Here is a 22,530-nt window from a genome sequence, read left to right as displayed (position 1 = left end):
GGGGAGTGCGGTGACCACGGTTCTGGCGCCGGTCACGGGGGTGGCCGTGAGACTCGACTCGGTACCCGACCCGGTCTTCTCCGAGGGCCTGGTCGGGCCCGGCATGGCGATCGAGCCGGACAGGGCGCCCGGCCGGGTGTTCTCTCCCATCGCGGGCACCATCGTCAAGCTGCACCCGCACGCGTTCGTGGTCGTCGGCGACGACGACAGGGGAGTCCTCGTCCACCTGGGCATCGACACGGTCCAGCTCAGGGGCGAGGGTTTCGAACCGCTGGTCGCGGAGGGCGACCGGGTGAGCGCCGGGCAGCCGGTGGTGGCGTGGGATCCGGCCGGGATCGAAGCGGGTGGGCGCCGCCCGATCTGCCCGGTCGTGGCGCTGGACGCCGTCGCGAGCGCCGTCACCGGCCTCGCCGAGGGGGTCGTGGACGCCGGTGACCGGCTCTTCGAGTGGGGCGATCCGGCCTGACGGTCCGCGGAACCGGAAAATGGCGAAGAATGTGAAATGTTGTTGAGGTCATCAGAGGGCATAGGGGAAGTTGTTGAGGTCATCAGATGGCACTGGGGAAGTCGTTGAGGTCATCAGATGGCACAGTGGAAGAAAAATACGCCGTGCGGTCTAGACCGCACGGTCGACTCTGAGGAGGAACACGTGGCCGAGCGCCATGTCACCGTCATGTCGAAGGTCGGCCTGCACGCCCGGCCCGCCGCGACGTTCGTGCAGACGGCGACTAAGGCGTCCCTGGACGTCACCATCGCCAAGGGGGCCGGCCTGCCGGTGAACGCCAAGAGCATCCTGTCGGTCCTCGCACTCGATGTCAGGAGGGGGGAGGTGGTGGTGATCAGGGCAGAGGGTGAGGGCGCCGAGGAGCTTCTCGACCGGTTGGCGGACATCGCGTCGGCGCCGTGAGCGGAGGTGCCCCGGGGGCGCCGGACGGTTTGCTGCGCGGGCACCGGGGCGTTCGCCCGGATAGCGTAAGAGGCATGGTTCGGTGGATGCGTGTGACGGGGATCGCAGTGATCGCGACGATGGCGGCCGGGTGTGCCGACACCGGAAGGACCGCTTCACAGGCGTCCGGTGCGGCCCGGGGCGGTGAGGCGTCCGCGAACGCGGCCCCGGCGGAGCCCACGAACTCGGCGGCCGAGCCTTCCGGGACGGCGAAGCCCGGGACGGCAGAGCCCGGGGCGGCAGAGCCCGGGGCGGCAGAGCAGACCGGCGTGGAGACCGTCCTCGCCTCGATGAGCCTGGAGGAGAAGGTCGGCCAGCTCTTCATGCCGGTGTTGTACGGCGAGGCGGCCGACACGGTGTCGGGGGAGAACCAGGCGCGGTTCGGCGTGGACACCCCGGCGAAGATGGTCGCCCGCTACCGTCCCGGCGGGGTGATCCTGTTCCCCTGGGCGGGCAACGTCAAGAACGTCAGGCAGGTCGTGGCGCTGACCAACGGGCTGCAGGAGGCGTCGCCGGAGATCCCGCTGCTGATCGGCGCGGACCAGGAGAACGGCAGGGTCTCCCGGCTCGCCCCGCTGGTCACCGACCTTCCAGGAGCCTCCGTCGTCGGCTCGACCGGCGACCCCTCGCTGGCCCGCCGGGCCGCGGAGGTGACGGGCACCGAGCTGCGCGCCCTGGGCATCAACCTCGACTTCGCCCCCGTCGCCGACGTCAACATCAACCCGCGCAACCCGGTGATCGGCCCGCGCGCGTACGGCTCGGACCCGAAGAAGGTCGTGCCGATGGTCGCCGCCGCGGTCCAGGGCTTCCACGACGCGGGGATCGCGGCCACTGCCAAGCACTTCCCCGGCCACGGCGACACCAACGTCGACAGCCACACCGGTCTACCGGTGATCAGGCACTCACTGTCCCAGTGGAAAAGGCTGGACGCCCCGCCTTTCGCAGCCGCCATCGGCAAGGACGTCGACGCGATCATGAGTGCGCACGTCGTCATGCCGAAGCTCGACCCCTCAGGTGATCCCGCCACCCTCTCCAGGCCGATCCTGACCGGGCTGCTTCGGGAGAAGCTCGGCTTCGACGGGGTCGTCTCGACAGACGCGCTGGACATGGCGGGGGTACGCAAGAGGTACGGCGACGGGGAGGTGGCGGTGCGTGCGATCCAGGCCGGGGTCGACCTGCTGCTCATGCCGCCGGACTACCGCGAGGCCCATCGGGCGCTGCTGGCCGCCGTGAAGTCCGGGAAGATCTCGGAGGCGCGGCTCGACCAGTCCGTCCGGCGCCTGCTGAAGCTGAAGGCCGCCCACGGCCTGCTGGAGAGGGCACCGGTCGCCGAGGTGGCCAGGGCCGAGCGGGTACTGCGCTCGGCCGGGCATCTCAAGGTCGCCCGGCTCATCAACGCGCGGGCCCGCTGAGCGAGCTTCCGGTCGCGACCGCGGCATGGGCCCCGGTCGCCGTGGTCACGGTCGTGCTTCCGGTCACGGTCGTGCTTCCGGTCACGGTCGTGTTCCCGGTCACGGTCTCCTTGTGGTCACGGCCGGGTCCGTGCCGCGAGACCGGGTCAGGCGGCCTGGAGCCTGCCGGTCCTGGCCAGCGAGATGACGAGCGACTGGATGACGCGCATGAGAAGGGCTTCGATCAGCATGACCGCCGTCTTGGCGAGCACCGTGGAGAGGAATCCGGACATAACAACCTCACAGGGAGAAGGATCGCTTAATGCGATAATCCACGCCAAACATGACTAAGTCACCGGCTGGCAGATTACCGTTTGGTGAACGTTCGGTGACATCCTGCGGTTGGATGCCTGGAAGGCGACCCCGGCGGCCGTGGTGGCGGCGGCACTGCCCAGCGCGATGATCCACCCCACGGGCCCGAGGGGGCGGCAGTCGAAGAACCGGCAGAGCCCGGGAACCGAGACGGTCATGCCCAGAACGCCGAGGGACAGGAGCGAGGCCAGCACCACGGTGCGGTCCCGGCTGCCCAGGGCCAGGGTCTGCAGCAGCTGCGTCGACACCAGCGCGACCAGTCCGATCGTGTCCGCCCGCCTGCGCGTGCCGGTCATCCGGCCGATCGCCCAGGCCGCGCCCGCCGCGCTCGCCGTGGTGGCGGCCCGCAGGTAGATGTCACGGGTCAGGGAGGCTCCCAGCGAGGCCTCCGGACCCTCCTCCAGCAGCTTCTCCGGACTGGTCGCGGTCGGCGGCCTGGCGGCCACCGCCATCGCGGGCAGCATGTCGGTGAGCAGGTTGACCAGCAGCAACTGCCGGGCGTTCAGCACGTTCCGGCCGCTGAGCAGGCTGGATCCGACCGTGAAGACGATCTCGCCGATGTTGCCGCCCAGCAGGATGCTCAGGGCGTCGCGGACCGACCCCCACATGGCCCTGCCCTCGATGATCGCATCGACGATCGTCTCGATGCGGTCGTCGGTCACCACGATGTCGGCCGCGGCCCTGGCCGCCGGGGTCGCGCGGGAGCCGAGGGCGATCCCCACGTCCGCGAGCCGGATCGCGGGGGCGTCGTTGGCGCCGTCTCCGGTGACCGCCACGACCTTGCCGGCCCGGCGTAGGCAGCCGACGATCCTGGCCTTGTGGGCCGGGGTGGTCCTGGCGAAGACCGTCACATCCGGCAGAGCCTCCAGCAGGATGTCGTCGTCCATCTCGTCCAGTTCGGGCCCCGTCATGATCTGCCCGCCGTTCAGCACGTTCAACTCGGCGCCGATCGCCTCCGCCGTGCTCGGATGGTCACCCGTGATCATGACGATGCGTACGCCCGCCCGCGTCAGCCGGTCGACGCTTTCGGCCGCCGTGGGCCTTACCGGGTCGGCCAGGCCGAGGAAGCCCAGAAAGCACAGGCCCTGGATGCGGGACTCGTCGAGATCGCGACGGTCGGAGGCGGGGCGCTCCGCGACCGCGAGCACCCGGTAGCCCTGCCGGGCGAGCTGGTCGAGCTCCTTCTCCAGCTCCGCCTCAAGGGAATCCGTGAGGGAGACCACCAGGCCGTCGCGGAGTACGGACGTGCAGCGGGTGACCACGACCTCCGGAGCGCCCTTGACGCTCAGCAGCGGCCCCGAGCCGCTCGTGCCGAGTACGGCGTGATAACCGCGTCCCGGCTCGAAGGGAAGCTCGTCGACCCTTTCCCAGCCTCCCTCTCCCTCCTCGGGTACCACGCCCACCCGCTCGGCCCCGTTCACCACGGCCCGGTCGGTGGGGTGCGGAATGGGGCGTCCCCCGTCGTGCCGCGGGCTCGCGCGCAGCCCCGCGGCCACGATGCGCCTCAACTCGGGTGTCAACGCCTCAACGAGACGTTCGTCCTGCCCGTCCGAGACGCACCGCAGGCTGATGCGTCCCTCGGTGAGCGTCCCCGTCTTGTCGAAGCAGAGCACGTCCACCCGGCCGAGGGCCTCGATCGTGGAGGGGTTGGGCACCAGGGTGTTGCGGGTCGACAGCCGCCGGGCGGCGGCGAGTTCCGCGACCGAGGCGACGAACGGCAGCCCCTCGGGCACGGCGGCGACGGCGAGGCTCACCGCGGGCGCGAGCGCCTCGACCACCGACCTGCCGCGCAACAGGTCGGTGACCAGCAGGACGACGCCGGAGCCGAGCGCGACTGGAAGGACCCGGCGGCTCAGCTCCCGCAGTCGCAACTGCACGCCCGAGGCCGGAGGTCCCTCCTTGGCGAGCCTGGCGGTCCTGGCCGCCTCGGTCGCCTCGCCCGCCGCGACCACCACGGCCAGCCCGCTGCCGGCCGCGACGGTCGTACCCTCGTAGACCATCGAGCTCCGGTCGGCGACGGCGGGCGCGTTGACGGGTGTGGGTGACTTGGCGACGAGCTGGGACTCGCCGGTCAGCGCGGCCTCGTCGATCTCCAGGCCCGACGCTCTGAGCACCCGGCAGTCGGCCGGCACGGTGTCGCCCGCGCGTAGTTCGAGCACATCGCCCGGTACGAGGTCCTCGACCGTCACGCTCATGCCCTCGTTGGGGCGGCGCAGCCGCACGCGGATCGCGACCTCCTCGGTCAGGCGGTGCAGCGCCCGATCGGCGGTGAACCGTTGGCCCCCTCCGATGAGCGCGTTGGCGAGCACCACCGTGGCTATCATCACCGAGTCGGAGATCGAGCCGACCAGGGCCGACAGACCCGCCCCGGCAGCCAGGACCGGGGTCAGCGGGTTGGCCAGCTCCTCGGCGGACACGCGGAGCAGCGAGGCGGGACCCTCAGGTCCCGTGGATCCCGCCGAGGTCCTGCGCCGGGTGGCCTCGGCCTCGGTGATCCCACTGGGCGAGGAGCCCAGCAGGGCCAGGACGTCCTTGGTCGACATGGCGTGCCAGGGGGTCCGGTCCACCCGGACCGGCGCTGTCTCCCGCCCGGCGTGCCAGCCCGCCCACACGCCCGTGACGATGGCGGCCATCGCCGTGCAGTCACTGGAGAGCTGCGCCCTGCCCAGTGACCGCGACGGCGGCCCCAGGGCGGTCAGCGCGCCTCCGGTGGTCGCTCCCGCGGCGTCCAGCCACGCGCATCGCTCGCTCGTCTTCCTCGCCGGTGCCAGGCAGCTCAGCAGCAGGTGGATCTCCTCGAGTTCGCCGATCACGTCCGCGTCCCAGGGCACCCGGCCCGAGCGGGACAGCACGCCGACACCCAGGTCGGCGTGGGCCAGCGCGGTCATGCGGCGTCCCGACACCACGGCGACGCCGTGGCCGTCCGCCTGGAGCGCGCGGACCGACCGGGTCAGATGGGAGTCGCCCAGTACGAACTCGTCGACGCCGAGCCGCAGACCGAGCCCCGGATCGCCTCCCGCCAGCATCACGGTGCCCGTGCCCTTGGCCGCGGCGACGATCGCGTCGGCCAGCGGGTCGACCTGTGGCGCCATACCGACCAGGGCGACGGGAACGTCCTGCCTCGTCACGCGGACGGCCCGGAGCCCCCGAGCCTCCCACTCCTCGGCTTCCGCCGCGATGAGCCCGGCCGGGCCCGCCACCGGCTCGGCCTTCCAGCCGTCGCGTTCCCGCCGCGTGCCGGGGTCGGTGAGGTCGAGCAGGGCGTAGAGCCGCGCGTGCAGCCCGTCGGAGTCGTCACCGCCGAGGGGTACGACGCGGTCGATCTCCCAGGCACCCGTGTCGATCACGTCGGCGTCGATGATGACCGTGTCGATGCCGTCCATGTGGCGCAGGGCGCGGCTGTTGAGAACGACAGCCCCGCGCCTTGCCAGGGCACGCCCGATCGCGGAGGAGAAGGATTCGCGGCCCAGCTTCGCGGCGTTGGGGGTCGCCGCGGTGAGCATGGCGATGGCCCGTTCCCGGTTGTTGCCGAGGAGGTACGTCAGCCCGGTGGCGCCCACCGCCACCTGGCTCGCGACGTGCTCGAACCTTCGCACGGGGCTGCTGGTCATGGGGGTCGGGCGTGGTTTCCTGACCGCGCGGATGTGGTGGTAGGAGCCCTCCCGTGAACCCAGCTCGTGCTCGTGCCTCTCCCAGGCCCGTCGCGTGTCGCGTGCCTCAAGGTAGCGGCCGACGGCGGTGGCCGACTGGACGAGCATTCCCAGCGGCCGCAGCGCCAGCGTGTAGGTGACGATGTCCGCCGTCTCGAGCAGGGAGGTGGTGGCCGGAACGCCGAGGCGGCGGTCCAGCTCGGTGCGGACCTTCGGGGTGGACTCGGCCAGGCTCAGCAGGGCGGGAATGATCGGAGGGAGCGGCAGCGCGTGCGTCACCCGCCCGGCGAGCGCCATACCCGTCCCGACCAGGCTCGCGCCGAGCCGGATGCCCATGCGCGTGTGGCTCCTGGCGGGGTTGGCGATGCGGTGCTCCGCGTATTCGGAAACGAGGAACGCCGGGCCCGGCAGCGAGTCGTCATCAAACTCCTCGTCCTCGTCCTCGCCCGGCTCGCCGTCGTTGCTGTTGCTGTCGCCGTCGTCGAACGACTCGACGACCGCCACCAGCTTCTCCAGGTCGACCGAGCCGGGGTCGCACCCCACGAACACGGTCCCGAGGGCACCGTTGACCTCCGCCCGCTCGACTCCTTCCACCTTCAGCAGCGCGTTCTCCAGCCGTCGCACCGTGCGCCCGCTGCCGGGACCGCCGATCACGTACAGGTCGATACGGAGCCCACCGGGACAGATCTGCCTCCCCCGGGACTGCTGCAGGGCGTTGCGGATCACGTCGGGCATGGCGCCCCAGAGAGTTTCCGCGGGAAGCGAGAGCAGACGGGGCACGAACATTCCGGATCTCCAGCAGACGAGATGACGAGGCCGATCAGGCCGTGGTTACACGTGGCCCGATCGGCCCCATCACTGTGATCATTTGGAGACGCTCCTGCGAGTCGAGGTCTTCGGGCGGGCGGCGGACCTGGTGGCCCTGGAGGCGGAGTTCGCGGTACGAGAGGCGGACGCCGAGGTTCGCGATGTGGGTCTGGTGGCCCGTGTTGCGGGTTTGGTGGTTCGTGCGGTGGTGCCTGTGGCCCGGGACTTGGGTTTGGTGGCCCTGGAGGCGGGTTTCGTGGTCCGGGATCCGGTTGCTGTCCGGGATCTGGTTGTGGTCCGTGAGGCGGACGCCGAGGTTCGCGATGTGGGTCTGGTGGCCCGTGTTGCGGGTTTGGTGGTTCGTGCGGTGGTGCCTGTGGCCCGGGACTTGGGTTTGGTGGCCCTGGAGGCGGGTTTCGCGGTTCGTGCGGTGGTGCCTGTGGCCCGTGTGGTGGGTTTGGCTGTCCGCGCGGTGGCTGTGGCCCGGGATGCGGGTCTGGTGGCTCGTGTTGCGGGTTTGGTGGTTCGTGCGGTGGTGCCTGTGGCCCGTGTTGCGGGTTTCGCGGTTCGTGCGGTGGTGCTTGCGGTCCGTGTTGCGGGTTTCGCGGCCCGTGTGGTGGTGCTTGCGGCTCGCGTTGCGGGTTTGGCGGCCGGTGTGGTGGTGCCTGTGGCCCGTGTTGCGGGTTTGGTGGTTCGTGCGGTGGTGCTTGCGGGCCGGGTGGTGGTTCTTGCGGCTCGTGCTGCGGGTTTCGCGGCCCGGGCGGTGGGTGCCGGAGTCCGGGGTACGGAGATTGGGGAACGGCCCTTCCCTCGGGCACGCTGAGCGATCATCGTCCCGACCCCGATGGCGGCCGCCACCGGCCACTCGATCAACCCCACCACAGCCAGGGCGCCGAGCCCTCCGTAGTAGGCGATGCGCTCAGGCGGTGGAAGGAAGGATCTGGCGGTGTCGATGGCTTGGCCCGCCTCCTGCCGGCTGACGTGAGGCATGTGAACATGCGGCGGCCGAAACTGCACGGTCATCATCGGAAGGTCCAGCTTCAACGAATGGCCGGTCTGCTTCCGGACTGACGGTGCGTGCGCGGTGGACGCGGCGGGTGTGGTCGGCTTCCGCGCCGTACGGGCGCGTGACCGGCTCGCCTGAGCTACTGCCATGATCCCTCCTCATGGGAACCGAGGGAAGGTGCAAATGGAGCCCGCAGGAGGCCGATCACGCCTTCTACGTGCGTTTATATGGCCTGAGTGCCATGCTCGTAATCTTCCTCGAATTAGAGACGTGAAACTTGTACTGGCCAGTGAATCGGATATTGAGGGAGGAATCTCCGCTCCATCGGGCCGTATGCCCCCTCGTTCCGGAACGTTCTAGGAGAGGTACGGCTTGAGCTCGCGGCGGGCCACGGTGCGAATGTGAACCTCGTCCGGGCCGTCGAATATGCGCATCGCGCGAGCCTGGGCGTACATCGAGGCGAGCGGGACGTCGTCGGCGAGCCCCATGCCACCGTGGACCTGGATGGCGCGGTCGATGACCTCACACGCCATTCTCGGAGCGACGACCTTGATCGCGGAGATCTCCGAGGCGGCCGCCTTCACGCCGACCGTGTCGATCATCCATGCGGCCTTCAGGGTGAGCAGTCTGGCCTGCTCGATGGCCAGCCGTGATTCGGCGATCTGCTGCTGCACCACGCCCTGCTGGGCCAGCGTCTGGCCGAAGGCCACCCGGTTGGCGGCACGGGTGCACATCAGCTCCAGGGCACGCTCGGCCATGCCGATGGCGCGCATGCAGTGGTGGATGCGGCCGGGGCCGAGACGGGCCTGGGCGATGCGGAAGCCGTCCCCCTCCTCCGCGATCAGGTTCGAGGCGGGCACCCGGACGTCCGTGAAGACGATCTCGGAGTGGCCGTGCTGCTCCTGGTAGCCGAAGAGCGGTAGGTGGCGGACGACCTCCACGCCCGGCGTGTCCATCGGGACCAGGATCATCGACTGCTGGCGGTGCGGGGGGCCGTCCGGATCGGTCTTGCCCATCACGATCAGGATCTCGCAGCGCGGGTCGGCGACTCCGGTGATGAACCACTTGCGACCGTTGATCACGTACTCGGAGCCGTCGAGCCGGATGGAGGTGGCGATGTTGGTCGCGTCACTTGAGGCCACGGCGGGCTCGGTCATCGCGAATGCCGAGCGGATCTCGCCGGAGAGCAGGGGCTTGAGCCACCGGTTCCGCTGCTCGGGCGAGCCGAACATGTGCAGGACCTCCATGTTCCCGGTGTCGGGGGCCGCGCAGTTCAGTGCCTCGGGCGCGAGGTCGATGGAGCGGCCGGTGACCTCGGCCAGGCTGGCGTAGTCGAGCACCGACATGTTCGACTCGTCGGGCAAGAACAGGTTCCAGAGACCGCGTGCGCGCGCCTCGGACTTGAGCTCCTCCACTACCGGTGGTAATTCGTGGTTGTCGTAGCCCCTGGCCTGGCGCCATGCACGGTAGACCGGCTCCGCCGGGTATATGTGAGTTGCCATGAAATCGGTCAGATTGGCGAGGTATTTCTGAGCCTTGTCGCTGAGCGCGAAGTCCATGGCGGCAAGTTTGGCACCACCCCTCCTCCGGTTGCTCACCGGCCACACTTAGCCTGGAACCCGTTCCACTAAGGAGGACAGATGTTCAAGGGCGTGCTGATCGACTGGGGTGGCGTGCTCACCGTCGGTCTTTCCGAGGCGGTCGCGGAGTGGATCGTCGACGAGAGGCTCGACGCGGCCCACTACCGGCAGGTGATGCGCGAGCTTGTCATCCACGCGTACGAGGGCTCGGAGAACGGCGAGAACGTGATCCACGCTCTGGAGCGAGGGGAGATCTCCGGGCTGGACTTCGAACGCGACCTGGCCGCCCGGCTGATCACGACGGACGGCGTGCCGCCGGCCGCCGAGGGGCTGCTGGACAGGATGTTCTCCCGCTTCCACCGGGTCGAGCCGATGTACGAGATGCTCCGCGTGGCCCGCGCCGCCGGGCTGCGCACCTGCCTGCTCTCCAACTCCTGGGCGAACGAGTATCCCCGCGAGGGCTGGGACGACGTCTTCGACGAGGTCGTCATCTCGGGAGAGATCGGTATGCGCAAACCCGAGCAGAGGATCTTCGAGCACGCGCTCGGCAGGATCGGCCTGACCGGTGAGGAGTGCGTGTTCGTCGATGACATCGAGGCCAACATCGAGGCCGCCCGGCAGTTCGGCATCGTCGGCGTGCACCACCGCGACCCCGAGGTGACCATCGCCGAGTTGGAGATCCTGTTGCGGGTCCCGTTGCGCTGACGCCCGCTCGCCCGGCCGGGAACGGATCGTGTCACTTCGCGCCGGCAGTGCCACCGCGGGTCGCCGGTACTGGCACACTCGATGCGTGAATCGGCGCCGAACCGGAGCCGATGTCGGAGAGATAGATCGAGGCATGGATGCGCGTCTACCTGCCGTGTACGCTCCCGGCGCTGGCCCGCGTGGCCACCGTCGGAGAGCTCGGCCCGGCCCCGCTGACCGGCTACGCGGTGACACCCGCGTTGATCGAGTGGTACGTCTCGGGTGACACCGAGGAACTGGAGTACGTCGCACTGACCGAGGCGGCCAGGGATTCCCTGCGGATGCTGGCCGCCGACCGTGCCGACGGGGTGGAGGTCGTCGCGCGGCGGGTGGTCGTCGCCGTCGACGTACCGGAGGGCGACGTGAGCGCGAGCGCCGACCTGGAGGAGCGCGCCCGGGTACGGCTTGCCGCGGCGGTCCCGCTGGCGCGGATCGCCGCCGTTCACGTGGACGACCTGTCGGCGGTGAAGGACGTCGAGGCCGCCGTCGCGGCGCTGCCCGCGGCCGACCGGGGCGACGACGACGCCCGGTTCACCGTGGACGGCGCCGAGGCCAACGAGCTTCTCTGGTACGCCACCCAGGAGATCCCCGACCTGGTCGGCTGACCTTCACCCCGCCTCCCGGTCACCGCCGGCCGTCCCTTTCCCCTGTTCGGGGTCCGGGGGAGAGGCGGGGGGCTTCGTGTCGTGAGCGTCCGGTGAGCGGGCCGACTACCTTGTCGCTACGCCGCTCCAGCGGGGGGTTTCGCTATCCTGGAAGGCGATATGAGACACATTGTTTGGGATTGGAACGGCACCCTGTTCCACGACATCGACGCCGTCGTCGGTGCGACGAACGCGGTGTTCGAGCCGTACGGTCTGGGCTCCTACGACGTCAACCGTTTCCGTGCCGTCTACACGCGCCCGATCTGGGCCGCCTACGAGCGCATGCTCGGCCGCGCCCTCCACGAGGGCGAGTGGGAGATGCTCGACCTGGGCTTCCACGACAACTACCACCGGCTGATGCTGGAGTGCGGGCTGGCCGACGACGCGCTCCTCGCTCTGGAAAGCTGGGGGAACGCGGGAGGCAGGCAGTCGCTGCTGTCCATGTGGGCGCATGACCGGCTGCTTCCCAAGATCGCGGAGTTCGGCATCGACCACCACTTCGCCCGGATCGACGGTCTGCGCAGTGCGTCCGGCGGGCACAAGGCCGAGTCGATGGTGGCACACCTGGCCGCGCTCGGCATCGACCCGGCCGACGTTCTCGTGATCGGCGACAGCCTGGACGACGCGCATGCCGCCCAGCACGTCGGCGCGCACGCGGTCCTCTACACCGGCGGCATGACCAGCCGATCCGACCTGATGGCCTGCGGCGTCCCGGTCGTCGACACCCTCGCGAACGCCCTCGACCACGCCTAGACCCTGTCCCTTGGATCTGGATAGGTCACCGTATCCGAAAAATAGCTACAAGTCGGGTATATGAACGACGGGGAATTGGGGTGGAGTTTCGTTGATTGGGATGTTCACTGCAAATGGGGCACCAGTGCAGGGCAACCCCACCCAAAACTAATGTTTTCGGCATTGGAGGCGGTCGTTGTGCGCCTCGGGCCGTACCCTGGGCATCCGCACCCATTCCGGGAGGCTCCGATCAACCGCCTCGTTCTCTGGAACATCGACCTCACCCTGGTCGACGTGTCCATCGTCACCCGCGAGGCATACGCCGAGGCCTTCCTCGCTGTCACCGGCAGGCCCCTGGTCAAGCTGACCCAGCCCAACGGGCGCCCGGACTCTGAGATCGTCTTCGAGATGCTCGCCATCAACGGGATCGTCGCCGAGGACGACCACCTCCCCAGATTCCTCGACACGCTGGCCACCTCCTTCGGAGCCCGGCGCAGGCGCCTGGCCAAGGACGGCCGGATGATGCCCGGGGCCCGCGACGCGCTGAAGGCCGTGGCGAGGCTCGACGGCGTGGTCCAGTCGGTGCTCACCGGCACGATCAAGAGCAACGCCGGGCACAAGCTGACCGCGTTCGGCCTTGAGCGGTACGTCGACTTCGAGATCGGCGGTTACGGCGAGGAGGTCTATCCCAAGGCCACCCTCCTGCAGGTCGCGCAGGGCCGGGCCAAGCAGAAGTACGGGGCGACCTTCGACGGGAGCAACACGGTGCTGATCGGCGACTCGGCCAGGGACGTCCAGGCCGCCAGGATCGCCGGGGCCGCGATGATCGGCGTCGCCTCCGGGCGCTCCCTGGCGGCCGAACTGCACGAGGCCGGGGCGGACCTGGTGCTGCCCGACCTCTCCAACCCCTCCGAGGTGGTGGCCGCCGTGGCCGGCCTCACCTCCCCGGCCCGCCGCGCCGGTCACTTCCCCGCCGGCCGCTGACTCCTGTCCGCATCGATGGCCGGATGGATATCGATGCTGGTGGTGACGTACTTTCTGGGTGCGGCGGCAAGGACGTATATGACTGATCCACATGGATTGCCGGGGCGATGTGTGAACCCGGGGGATGACATTCGGTTGGGGCGCCGAGAGGATGGGGCCATGGTTGAGGAAGGTGCGCTGCTCTGGGAGCCCTCCCCGGAGGTTGTGAGGAACGCGAAGGTCACCCGCTATGCGGAGCGGCTGGGCCGGGCCGGTGACTACGAGTCCCTGTGGCAGTGGTCGGTTGACGCCCCCGCCGAGTTCTGGACGTCGATCTGGGACTACTTCGGGGTCGTGGGGGAGCGTGGTGACGGGCCCGTCATGTCGGGGGAGATGCCCGGCACCGAGTGGTTCGCCGGGTCGACGGTGAACTATGCGGCCAACGCGCTGCGCGGGGCCGCGTCCGACCCCGGGCGGCTCGCGGTGGTCGCCCGCGACGAGGCGGGTGGGCGGCGGACGTTCACCCGGGGCGAGCTGGCCGAGGAGGTGGCGCGGGTCCGTGCGGGCCTGGCCGCGCTGGGCGTCGGGCGGGGCGACCGGGTCGCGGCCTACGTGTCGAACGTCCCCGAGGCGCTGATCGCCTTCCTGGCGACGGCCTCCCTGGGAGCCATCTGGTCCTCCTGCTCGCCCGACTTCGGGGCCTCCAGTGTGATCGACCGTTTCACCCAGATCGAGCCGAAGGTGCTCGTCGCGGTCGACGGCTACGACTACAACGGCAGGAGCTTCGACCGCGCCGCGGTGGTCCAGGACATCGCCGCCAAGTTGCCGACCCTGGTGGCGCGGGTGCAGATCTCGGCTCAGGATCAGCAGGACGCGCAGGACGCGCAGGACGCGTCCGAGAACGCTCCGGCGCCGGAATCAGCGGTTCGTACGGTGAGCTGGGCAAAGCTGCGCTCCGTAGCGGGGCCGCTCGACTTCGAGCCGGTGCCGTTCGGGCACCCGCTCTGGATCGTCTACTCCTCGGGCACCACCGGGCTGCCCAAGCCGATCGTGCACGGCCACGGCGGTGTGGTGCTCGAACACCTCAAGGCGATCTCCTTCCACCAGGACCTGGGCGAGGACGACGTCTTCTTCTGGTACACCACCACCGGCTGGATGATGTGGAACTACCTCATCGGCGGCCTGCTGGTCGGCTCGACGGTGGTGCTCTACGACGGGGCGGCGACCTACCCGCAGACCGACGAGCTCTGGCGGCTGGCCGCCGAGGAGGGGGTCACCTACTTCGGTACGGGCGCTCCGTACGTGATCGCGTCCATGAAGGCCGGCCTCAAGCCGTCGGGTCTCGACCGGCTGCGGGGGCTCGGTTCCACCGGCTCGCCGCTGCCGCCCGAGGGGTTCGGCTGGGTGCACGACACGCTGCCGGACGTGCAGCTCGGCTCGTTCTCCGGCGGCACCGACGTGTGCACCGGCTTCGTCGGTGCCGTCCCGCTGCTCCCGGTCCGGGCGGGCGTGATCCCGTGCCGCTGCCTGGGGGCGAAGGTCGAGTCCCTCGACCCGTCGGGCGCCTCGGTGATCGGCGAGGTCGGTGAGCTGGTGGTGACCCTGCCGATGCCGTCGATGCCGGTGATGTTCTGGAACGACGCGGACGGGTCGCGCTACCGCGACAGCTACTTCTCCGAGTACCCCGGAGTCTGGCGGCACGGCGACTGGATCAAGATTCTTCCCGACGGTGGCTCCGTGATCTACGGCCGCTCCGACTCGACACTGAACCGGGGCGGGGTGCGGATGGGCACCAGCGAGTTCTACCGTGTGGTGGAACGTTTCGAGGAGATCGCCGACAGCCTGGTGATCGACACCGGTCAGCTCGGGCAGGAGGGCCGCCTGCTGCTGTACGTCACCATGGCCCCGGGGGTGCCCCTGGACGACGACCTGGTGATGCGCCTGCGCCGGGAGCTCAGGGAGATGCTCTCCCCGCGCCATGTGCCGAACGAGATCATCGAGGTCCCCGGCATCCCCCGTACCCTCAGCGGCAAGAAGCTTGAGGTTCCCATCCGCAAGATCCTCCTCGGCGTCCCCCCGGAGAAGGCCGCCAACCTCGACGCCATGGCCAACCCCGAGGTCCTCTCCCACTTCGTCCCGGAGGCCGACACCGCGCGACGCTGACCGTCCTGACCCGCGGGGACGACGTCTCGGGACGGAGTTCGCCGATCGGGAGACCCGGCGGCCCGGTAAGGACCGGGCGTCTCGGACGGCGAGGCTCCCGCCGGCGGTCCCCGAGGTCAGATTCCCTGGGGGACCCGGAACAGGCGGCCCGGGTCGCGAGCGGCCTTGATCTGGGCGAGCCTGGTGGCGTTCGCCCCGTAGTAGGCCGCGCGCCAGCCGCCGAGTTCGGGGTCTATGTAGTTGACGTAGGCGTGGTCGCCGAAGTGGGGTCGCATCGCCGCGTGCGCGGTCCTGGCCCAGCCGGCCGCTCCGGCACGGTGGGCGTAGTACTGCACGCTGTAGCGGGCGGCCCGGTGCGGGAAGGCCGTGGCGTCGGGGCGGACCCGGGCGACGGCGCCGCCGAGGGCGTCCAGGAGCACGGTGTGCTGCCCGGGGCGGGCGACCTGGGCGATCAGTGCCCTGGCCCCGGCCTCGGAGAGCGGGCGGTAGGCCATGTGCGACTTGGCGGTGAAGGTGTCTCTGGACAGCCGCCCGCCCCTGGTCTGCCCCGGCAGGGACCCGCCCAGGTGACACTGGGTGACCGAGAGCGAGCCGCAGCCCGCCATGGTCAGCATGGCCTGGCGGTAGGAGGTCTGTCTGACGTAACTCGACGAGGGAGACCCGGCCGCGTCGGCCAGCCGGTCGAGCAGCCGCTCGCAGCCGGCCCTGCCGCCGAGGTAGAGCCCGACGACCTGCACGTCCATCCCGCCGTCGCGGCTGAGGTGCATGCCCGACCACATGGCGTCCGGGGCCGAGGGACCCCACGCCTCCCAGGCGCGCAGCGCCCGGACCGCCTTCGACCACGGCCAGTGCAGAAAGAACACGGTGACCTCGCGGGCCGGGTGGGTCCGGAACTCGAAGGAGACCGCCACGCCGAGGTTGCCTCCGCCGCCGCCCCGCGAGGCCCAGTACAGGTCGGCGTTCTGGTTGGCGTCGCAGGTCAGCAGCTGTCCTGCGGCCGTGACGAGCTGGACGGACTCCATCACGTCGCAGGTCAGGCCGTACTTCCTGGAGACCACGCCGATCCCGCCGCCCAGGGCCAGCCCGCTCACCCCGACCGTGGCGCAGGTCCCGGCGGGGATGCTGACCCCGCTCGCGGCGAGTCTGTCGTAGACGTCGATCAGCTTGGCGCCCGCCCCGACCCTCGCCCGCCCGGCGGAGTGGCTCACCTTGCTCATCCGGGACACGTCCAGGACCAGGCCGGTCCCGGTGGACCAGCCCGCGTAGGAGTGTCCGCCGGACCGTACGGCCAGCGGCACGTTCAGCTGGCGCGCGAAGCCGACGCACTCGGCGACGTCGGAGGGGTTGGCGCAGTAGGCCACGCCCGCGGGCCGCACCGCGTCGAAGGTGGGGTTGAACAGCCGCCGGGCGCTGTCGTAGGAGGCGTCGCCGGGCCGGATGACCTTGCCGGCCAGCCTGTCGGCCAGGGCCCGCCAGTCGGCGGGCCGCGGCCCGCTCGCGGCGCCCGTGGCACTCCGGCCGGTCACGCCGGTGGCGCCCAGGGCGGGGGTGCTCTGAGCACTCAGTGCCAGGGCGGGGGGGCTCTGAGCACTCAGTGCCAGGGCGGCCAGGCCGCCGGTACGAAGAAATGCCCGCCTGTCAGGAGCGGTCCGCATGCGTTCTCCCCGAGGTTCCGTGTCGACTACCCGGTAGGACGACCGCGCTGCCCGCCTGGTTGGTCACATTTGCGTCACCGTTCGTACGACGGGTCTCGACGGCTTCAGGTCTCCTGCACCACGCGCGGTGCGAGGGCGGGACACATCTCGACGGCCCTGTGGGTCATCCGCAACCGTCCCCAGAACACCGCGAAGTCGTCGAGCAGACCTACCTACGGGACCGTACGATTAACGAGGCGGTGGAAATCCTCCTCCATGGACGACGGTCGAGTGTCACATTGACGTTTGGTCGGTTTTCGGGTGATATCAGTAACGGTGGTGCGCCCCGGTCAACGAGGATCGGGGCAAAGGGCCACTGGAGGTGTCGTGCCACGGGCCAAGCCCGATGGGCGGAGCGCGGGCCGGACGGCCCGGCCCGCCGGGCGAGGTGCCGGGAGCGAGCCCAGACTCGCCCGGCTGCGCCGTAGCCTCACTGAGGCGACTCTGTGGGATGATTGCCCTACCGCCATCTCCCAGGGAGAGCCCGCCGTCTCCGACCCGGAGACCTTCCGTTCCCCGCGGGCAGCGGCGAGAGATCTCGGCTCACATGATGAGCCGTGGCACCTGGCCGGAACCCACCCACCCGTGACGAGGCAACCACTGTGTGGCGGGCGTTCCACGCCCCGGGTCCCGGGTCCGGGGAAGAGGGGCGTGGCCGGGAGCGGGTGGCCCCAAGAGGGCACCGCACCCCGGAGGGCGTGCGTGGTGACATCACTTTCTCCCCGCCGGGAACCATGAGTTTTGACATGGACCCCCACCAAAATATGCAAAATCCCTCACAAAGGAGTGAGAGCGACATGCCGCTCGACGAGGCCAAGGACGAGTTGCTGAGGAGTGCCGCCGAGACGTGCGCGCACACACCGGGCAGCGACCACGTGAGCGTGGAGGAGGCGCTCGCCTTCCTACGGCTCTACTACCGGCATGTCGCCCCGGAAGACCTGCTGAGCCGGAACCCGGTCGACCTGTACGGCCCGGCGATCGCGCAGAGGCATCTCGCCAGGGAGCGCCCCCAGGGCCGAGCTCTGGTCCGGGCCTACACGCCGAGCCTGGAGGAGCACGGCTGGGATCCCGGGTTCTCCATCGTGGAGATCGTCACCGACGACATGCCCTTCCTCGTCGACTCGGTGACGATGGAGCTCGACCGCCATGACATCGGCACCCACCTGGTCATCCACCCGCAGATGCAGGTGCGCAGGGACATGACCGGCAAGCTGCTCGGGCACCGCCAGGAGGACGTCACCGGGCAGGCGCTCGCCGAGTCCTGGATGCACTTCGAGATCGACAGGCAGACCGACCCCTCAGTGCTCAGGTCGATAGAGGCCGACCTGCAGCGCGTCCTGGAGGACGTGCGCGGCGCCGTCGAGGACTTCGTCAAGATGCGTGCGCTCACCCTGCGGACCGCCGAGGACATCTCGGTCAACCCGCCGCCCCTCGATCCGGCCGGGGTGGAGGACAGCCTGGAGCTGATGCGCTGGCTGGCCGACGGGCACTTCACCTTTCTGGGCTACCGTGAGTACCGTCTGGAGGAGAGCGCGGAGGGCGACAGGCTGCACCCGATTCCGGGGACGGGGCTGGGCATCCTCCGCAACGACAGCGCCGACTCCGGCAGCTTCGCCGCGCTCCCTCCCGAGCTGCGCGCCAAGGCCCGCGAGAAGCAACAGATGCTGATCATCACCAAGGCCAACACCCGCGCCACGGTCCACCGACCCGCCTACCTCGACTACGTGGGCGTCAAGCTCTTCGACGCCTCGGGTGAGGTCATCGGTGAGCGGCGCTTCCTCGGCCTCTTCACACACGTGGCCTACAGTGAGTCGATCTCGCGCGTCCCGGTGCTCCGGCGCAAGCTGGCCGAGGTGATCGTGCTCGCCGGCCTGACCGCCGACAGCCACGACGGCAAGGACCTCATCGAGATTTTGGAGACCTTCCCCAGGGACGAGCTCTTCCAGACCTCGGTGGAGCAGCTGCTGCCGATCGCGCTCGGTGTGCTCAGGCTCCGCGAGCGCAAGCAGGTCAAGGTCTTCCTCCGCCCTGACGACTACGGCCGCTACATCTCGTGCCTGCTCTACCTTCCGCGCGACCGCTACACCACCAAGATCCGCCTCAAGATGCAGGACATCCTGCTCAGAGCGCTCGGCGGCACCTCCTTCGACTACAGCGCGATGGTCGGCGAGTCGGCCCTCGCCCGGTTGCACGTGGTCGTGCGCGGCGAGCGCGGCAGGCCACTGCACGCGGACGCGGTGAACGTCGAGGAGCTGGAGGCGAGGCTGGCCGCCGCCACCAGGTCCTGGGAGGACGACCTGGTCACCGCGATCACCGAGCTGAGCCCCGAGGACGAGGCCCCCGGGCTCGTCCGCCGCTACGCCTCGGCGTTCCCCGAGGGGTACAAGGCCGACTTCCCCGCCCGGATGGCGGTCGCCGACCTGCGCCGGCTGGAGGCGCTGGCCAACTCCTCCGACGAGATCGGGATGAACCTCTACGAGCCCTACGACGCCTCGGAGGGAGAGCGCCGCTTCAAGCTCTACCGCCTCGGCGCGCCCGTCTCCCTGTCGAGGGTGCTGCCGCTGCTCCAGCGGATGGGCGTGGAGGTGGTCGACGAGCGGCCGTACGAGATCGACCGTGACAACGACCCGGCGACCAAGGATGCCTGGATCTACGACTTCGGCCTGCGCTACACGCCCTCGCCCGAGGTCGACAGGGACGAGTTCAAACGGCTCTTCCAGGACGCGTTCGGCGCCCTGTGGGCCGGGCGGGTGGAGAGCGACGGGTTCAACGGGCTGGTCCTGACCGCCGGGCTGACCTGGGAGCAGGCCGAGATCCTGCGCGTCTACGCCAAGTACCTGCGCCAGGCGGGCACCACGTTCAGCCAGGAGTACATCGAGCGGGTGCTGATGGGCAACGTGCGGCTCGCGCGGTTGCTGGTGCGCCTGTTCGAGGCCAGGCTCAACCCCCGGCGCCCGGCGGAGGTCCGCTCGGACCTGGCCGACGCGCTGCATGAGGAGATCCTCGCCGCCCTGGACGAGGTGGCCTCCCTGGACGAGGACCGGATCCTGCGGGCCTACCTGGAGATGATCGGGGCCACGCTCAGGACCAACTACTTCCAGCGGATCGACGGCGAGCGCAAGCCGTACGTCAGCCTGAAGCTCGACTCGCCGTCGATCAGCGTGCTGCCGCTGCCCCGGCCGAAGTTCGAGGTGTTCGTCTACTCGCCCCGGGTCGAGGGTGTGCACCTGCGCTTCGGCAAGGTCGCGCGGGGTGGGCTGCGCTGGTCGGACCGGATGGAGGACTTCCGGACCGAAGTGCTCGGGCTGGTGAAGGCACAGATGGTGAAAAACACCGTCATCGTTCCCACCGGCTCCAAAGGTGGTTTTGTCGTCAAAAATCTACCGAAGTCGGGGTTGCGGGAGGACACCCTGGCCGAGGGCATCGCCTGCTACCGGATGTTCATCTCCGGCCTGCTCGACCTCACGGACAACCTCGCCGACGGCCGGGTGGTCCCGCCCGCCGACGTGGTCAGGCACGACGAGGACGACACCTACCTGGTGGTCGCAGCCGACAAGGGCACCGCGACGTTCTCCGACATCGCCAACGCCGTGTCCAAGGAGTACGGCTTCTGGCTGGGCGACGCCTTCGCCTCCGGCGGATCGATCGGCTACGACCACAAGGCCATGGGCATCACCGCCCGGGGCGCCTGGGAGTCGGTCAAGTACCACTTCCGCACGATCGGCGTCAACATCCGGAGCACCGACTTCACCGTGGCCGGAATCGGTGACATGTCCGGTGACGTGTTCGGTAACGGCATGCTGCTCTCCCAGCACATCCGGCTGGTCGCGGCGTTCGACCACCGTCACGTCTTCGTCGACCCCCACCCGGACGCCGCACGAGGCCACGCCGAGCGCGCCCGGCTGTTCGCGCTGCCCCGCAGCTCGTGGGCCGACTACGACACCTCGCTCATCTCCGCCGGAGGTGGCGTCTGGCCCCGTACGGCCAAGTCGATTCCCGTCTCCGCGCAGATGCGCGCCGTGCTCGGCATCGACGACGAGGTGACGTCGCTGGCCCCGGCCGACCTGATCAGCGCCATCCTGCGGGCCCCGGTCGACCTGCTGTGGAACGGCGGCATCGGCACCTACGTCAGGGCGTCGAGCGAGGCCAACGCCGACGTCGGCGACAAGGCCAACGACGGCCTGCGGGTCACCGCCGGCGAGCTGCGCTGCAAGGTGATCGGCGAGGGCGGCAACCTGGGCTTCACCCAGCTCGCCCGGATAGAGTTCGCGCTCAACGGCGGGCTGGTCAACACCGACTTCATAGACAACTCCGCCGGTGTGGACACCTCCGACCACGAGGTCAACATCAAGATCCTCCTGGACAGGGCGATCCGCGACGGGGAGCTCACCGACAAGCGGCGCAACCAGCTCTTCCTTGACATGACCGGCGAGGTGGCCCAGCTGGTCCTGCGCGACAACTACGACCAGAACGTGGTGCTGGCCGCCGCCCGCGAGCAGGCGGCCGACATGCTGCACATCCACTCGCGCCAGCTACGCAGGCTGGAACGGGCCGGACTGCTCGACCGGGAGCTGGAGTTCCTGCCGTCGGACAAGACGCTCGCCGAGCGCCGCCAGTCCGGGATCGGGCTCACCGCGCCGGAGTTCTCGGTGCTGCTGGCCTACACCAAGCTGGTGACCGATGCCGAGATCCTCGCCTCCGACCTGCCGGACGATCCCTACCTGGCGTCCTGGCTGGTGTCCTACTTCCCCTCGGCGCTGCGCGACGGGGAGGTCCGTGCCTACATGGACACCCACCCGCTACGGAGAGAGATCATCACCACCGGTGTGGTGAACGACCTGGTCAACTCCAGCGGGACCACCTTCATGTTCCGCCTCGGCGAGGAGAGCGGCGCGTCCACTCCCGACATCGCCCGCGCCTACCTGGTCACCCGCGAGGTCTTCGACCTGCCCAGCCTCTGGCGCCAGATCGAGGAACTGGACAACAAGGTCGACACCTCCGCCCAGATCGCCATGGAGCTGGAGGCGCGCAAGCTCGTCGAGCGAGGCACCCGGTGGCTGCTGGGCAACCGGCGTCCGCCGCTGGACCTGGCCTCCACCGTCGACTTCTTCGCCAAGAGCATGAACGGCCTGCTGCCACACCTGCCCAAGCTGCTGACCGGGGCGGACCTGGTCGCGTTCGAGGAGCGGCGCGACGGCTTCGTCTCCTGGGGCGTCCCCGCCGAACTGGCCGAGCGGGTCGCCGCGATGGTGCCCGCCTACTCCACGTTCGACCTGGTCGAGGTGGCCGTACGCAGCGACAGGCCGGTGCACGACGTCGCCGAGGTCTACTTCGACCTCGCCGACCGGCTCCAGCTCTCCAGGCTACGCGAGCGCGTCATCGCGCTGCCCAGGGACAGTCGCTGGAACTCCATGGCGCGGGCCGCGCTCCGCGACGACCTCTACGCCGCGCACGCGACGCTCACCCACAACGTCCTGGTGCACAGCGCGCCGGGACTGTCGCCCGAGGAGCGTCTGGCGCGCTGGGCCGAGACCAACTCGGCCGCGGTCTCGCGGGCGAAACAGACCCTGTCGGAGATCTGGGAGAGCGACAACTTCGACCTCGCGACCCTGTCGGTGGCGCTACGCGCGGTCCGCACGCTGGCGGCCACCGTCAACCTCCCGCACGCCGAGGCGTGAGCCGCCCGCCCGGGTTCCTCGCGGGGACCCGGGCCTGCGGCGCGTGATCCGCACGCCCGGGCTCCTTCACGGGCCCGCCGCCACGCCACGCGCCACCCGGGCTCCTCGCGGGGTCCGGCCGCCACGCCACGCGCCACCCGGGCTCCTTCGCGGGGCCTGG

14 protein-coding genes are annotated in these 22,530 nt (G+C 69.9%); 10 read left to right on the top strand and 4 right to left on the bottom strand.

The features are described 5' to 3' along the window. Nucleotides 1–10: 10 nt before the first annotated feature. The 3 genes from OIE13_RS24400 to nagZ all read left to right on the top strand — a co-directional run bounded on the left by OIE13_RS24400 (nucleotide 11) and on the right by nagZ (nucleotide 2,358). The gene (locus tag OIE13_RS24400) at nucleotides 11–466 is read left to right on the top strand and encodes a PTS sugar transporter subunit IIA (RefSeq protein WP_326636194.1); all 456 of its coding nucleotides are present in this window, start codon (nucleotides 11–13) and stop codon (nucleotides 464–466) included. Between the two features lie 183 nt (nucleotides 467–649). Continuing rightward, nucleotides 650–907, top strand: a complete 258-nt coding sequence (locus tag OIE13_RS24395) for an HPr family phosphocarrier protein (RefSeq protein ID WP_326636196.1) — start codon at nucleotides 650–652, stop codon at nucleotides 905–907. Between the two features lie 86 nt (nucleotides 908–993). Next, nucleotides 994–2,358 (top strand): beta-N-acetylhexosaminidase, encoded by a 1,365-nt coding sequence (nagZ, locus tag OIE13_RS24390; protein WP_326636197.1) that lies wholly within the window; start codon nucleotides 994–996, stop codon nucleotides 2,356–2,358. A gap of 146 nt (nucleotides 2,359–2,504) precedes the next feature. Here nagZ and OIE13_RS24385 read toward each other — a convergent pair whose 3' ends face one another. Together OIE13_RS24385 and OIE13_RS24380 are read right to left on the bottom strand one after the other, a co-directional pair. Next, a complete protein-coding gene (locus OIE13_RS24385) occupies nucleotides 2,505–2,630 on the bottom strand; it encodes a hypothetical protein (RefSeq protein ID WP_326636199.1) in 126 nt (41 codons plus the stop codon). A 54-nt stretch (nucleotides 2,631–2,684) separates the two neighbouring features. Further along, nucleotides 2,685–7,145, bottom strand: a complete 4,461-nt coding sequence (locus OIE13_RS24380) for an HAD-IC family P-type ATPase (protein WP_326636201.1) — start codon at nucleotides 7,143–7,145, stop codon at nucleotides 2,685–2,687. A gap of 82 nt (nucleotides 7,146–7,227) precedes the next feature. On the opposite strand from OIE13_RS24380, the gene OIE13_RS24375 reads away from it, so the two are divergent. Next, nucleotides 7,228–7,989 carry a hypothetical protein gene (locus OIE13_RS24375; protein WP_326828807.1) on the top strand — a complete coding sequence of 254 codons (762 nt, stop codon included), beginning with the start codon at nucleotides 7,228–7,230 and terminating at the stop codon, nucleotides 7,987–7,989. Nucleotides 7,990–8,528: 539 nt separating this feature from the next. Here OIE13_RS24375 and OIE13_RS24370 read toward each other — a convergent pair. Further along, nucleotides 8,529–9,731, bottom strand: coding sequence for an acyl-CoA dehydrogenase family protein (locus OIE13_RS24370; RefSeq protein WP_326828806.1), 1,203 nt, complete (start codon nucleotides 9,729–9,731; stop codon nucleotides 8,529–8,531). An 81-nt stretch (nucleotides 9,732–9,812) separates the two neighbouring features. Here OIE13_RS24370 and OIE13_RS24365 point away from each other — a divergent pair, with 81 nt between their 5' ends. The 5 genes from OIE13_RS24365 to OIE13_RS24345 all read left to right on the top strand — a co-directional run bounded on the left by OIE13_RS24365 (nucleotide 9,813) and on the right by OIE13_RS24345 (nucleotide 14,998). After that, nucleotides 9,813–10,457 (top strand): HAD family hydrolase, encoded by a 645-nt coding sequence (locus OIE13_RS24365; protein WP_326828805.1) that lies wholly within the window; start codon nucleotides 9,813–9,815, stop codon nucleotides 10,455–10,457. A 137-nt stretch (nucleotides 10,458–10,594) separates the two neighbouring features. Continuing rightward, on the top strand, nucleotides 10,595–11,101 hold the full coding sequence (locus OIE13_RS24360; RefSeq protein WP_326636209.1) for a DUF6912 family protein: 507 nt from the start codon (nucleotides 10,595–10,597) through the stop codon (nucleotides 11,099–11,101). Between the two features lie 159 nt (nucleotides 11,102–11,260). Further along, entirely contained in the window at nucleotides 11,261–11,893 is a 633-nt protein-coding gene (locus tag OIE13_RS24355; RefSeq protein WP_326636211.1) for an HAD family hydrolase, read from the top strand. A gap of 228 nt (nucleotides 11,894–12,121) precedes the next feature. Further along, nucleotides 12,122–12,856: an HAD family hydrolase gene (locus tag OIE13_RS24350; protein WP_326646977.1), complete on the top strand. Its 735-nt coding sequence runs from the start codon at nucleotides 12,122–12,124 to the stop codon at nucleotides 12,854–12,856. Between the two features lie 159 nt (nucleotides 12,857–13,015). After that, nucleotides 13,016–14,998, top strand: coding sequence for an acetoacetate--CoA ligase (locus OIE13_RS24345; RefSeq protein ID WP_326636212.1), 1,983 nt, complete (start codon nucleotides 13,016–13,018; stop codon nucleotides 14,996–14,998). A 116-nt stretch (nucleotides 14,999–15,114) separates the two neighbouring features. Here OIE13_RS24345 and OIE13_RS24340 read toward each other — a convergent pair whose 3' ends face one another. Continuing rightward, entirely contained in the window at nucleotides 15,115–16,653 is a 1,539-nt protein-coding gene (locus tag OIE13_RS24340) for an FAD-binding oxidoreductase (RefSeq protein WP_326828804.1), read from the bottom strand. 836 nt (nucleotides 16,654–17,489) lie between these two features. Here OIE13_RS24340 and OIE13_RS24335 point away from each other — a divergent pair. After that, entirely contained in the window at nucleotides 17,490–22,370 is a 4,881-nt protein-coding gene (locus OIE13_RS24335; RefSeq protein WP_326828803.1) for an NAD-glutamate dehydrogenase, read from the top strand. Nucleotides 22,371–22,530 lie beyond the last annotated feature (160 nt).

The organism is Streptosporangium sp. NBC_01810 (assembly GCF_035917355.1).
Lineage (GTDB): Bacteria > Actinomycetota > Actinomycetes > Streptosporangiales > Streptosporangiaceae > Streptosporangium.
This window is presented reverse-complemented; position numbering and strand designations above follow the sequence as displayed.

Bases quoted from the DNA above. Each gene is read 5' to 3' on its own strand.
- OIE13_RS24360 (WP_326636209.1), top strand. From the start codon at position 10,595: ATGCGCGTCTACCTGCCGTGTACGCTCCCGGCGCTGGCCCGCGTGGCC.
- nagZ (WP_326636197.1), top strand. From the start codon at position 994: ATGCGTGTGACGGGGATCGCAGTGATCGCGACGATGGCGGCCGGGTGT.
- OIE13_RS24365 (WP_326828805.1), top strand. From the start codon at position 9,813: ATGTTCAAGGGCGTGCTGATCGACTGGGGTGGCGTGCTCACCGTCGGT.
- OIE13_RS24370 (WP_326828806.1), bottom strand. From the start codon at position 9,731: ATGGACTTCGCGCTCAGCGACAAGGCTCAGAAATACCTCGCCAATCTG.
- OIE13_RS24355 (WP_326636211.1), top strand. From the start codon at position 11,261: ATGAGACACATTGTTTGGGATTGGAACGGCACCCTGTTCCACGACATC.
- OIE13_RS24335 (WP_326828803.1), top strand. From the start codon at position 17,490: ATGCCGCTCGACGAGGCCAAGGACGAGTTGCTGAGGAGTGCCGCCGAG.
- OIE13_RS24380 (WP_326636201.1), bottom strand. From the start codon at position 7,145: ATGTTCGTGCCCCGTCTGCTCTCGCTTCCCGCGGAAACTCTCTGGGGC.
- OIE13_RS24345 (WP_326636212.1), top strand. From the start codon at position 13,016: ATGGTTGAGGAAGGTGCGCTGCTCTGGGAGCCCTCCCCGGAGGTTGTG.
- OIE13_RS24340 (WP_326828804.1), bottom strand. From the start codon at position 16,653: ATGCGGACCGCTCCTGACAGGCGGGCATTTCTTCGTACCGGCGGCCTG.
- OIE13_RS24385 (WP_326636199.1), bottom strand. From the start codon at position 2,630: ATGTCCGGATTCCTCTCCACGGTGCTCGCCAAGACGGCGGTCATGCTG.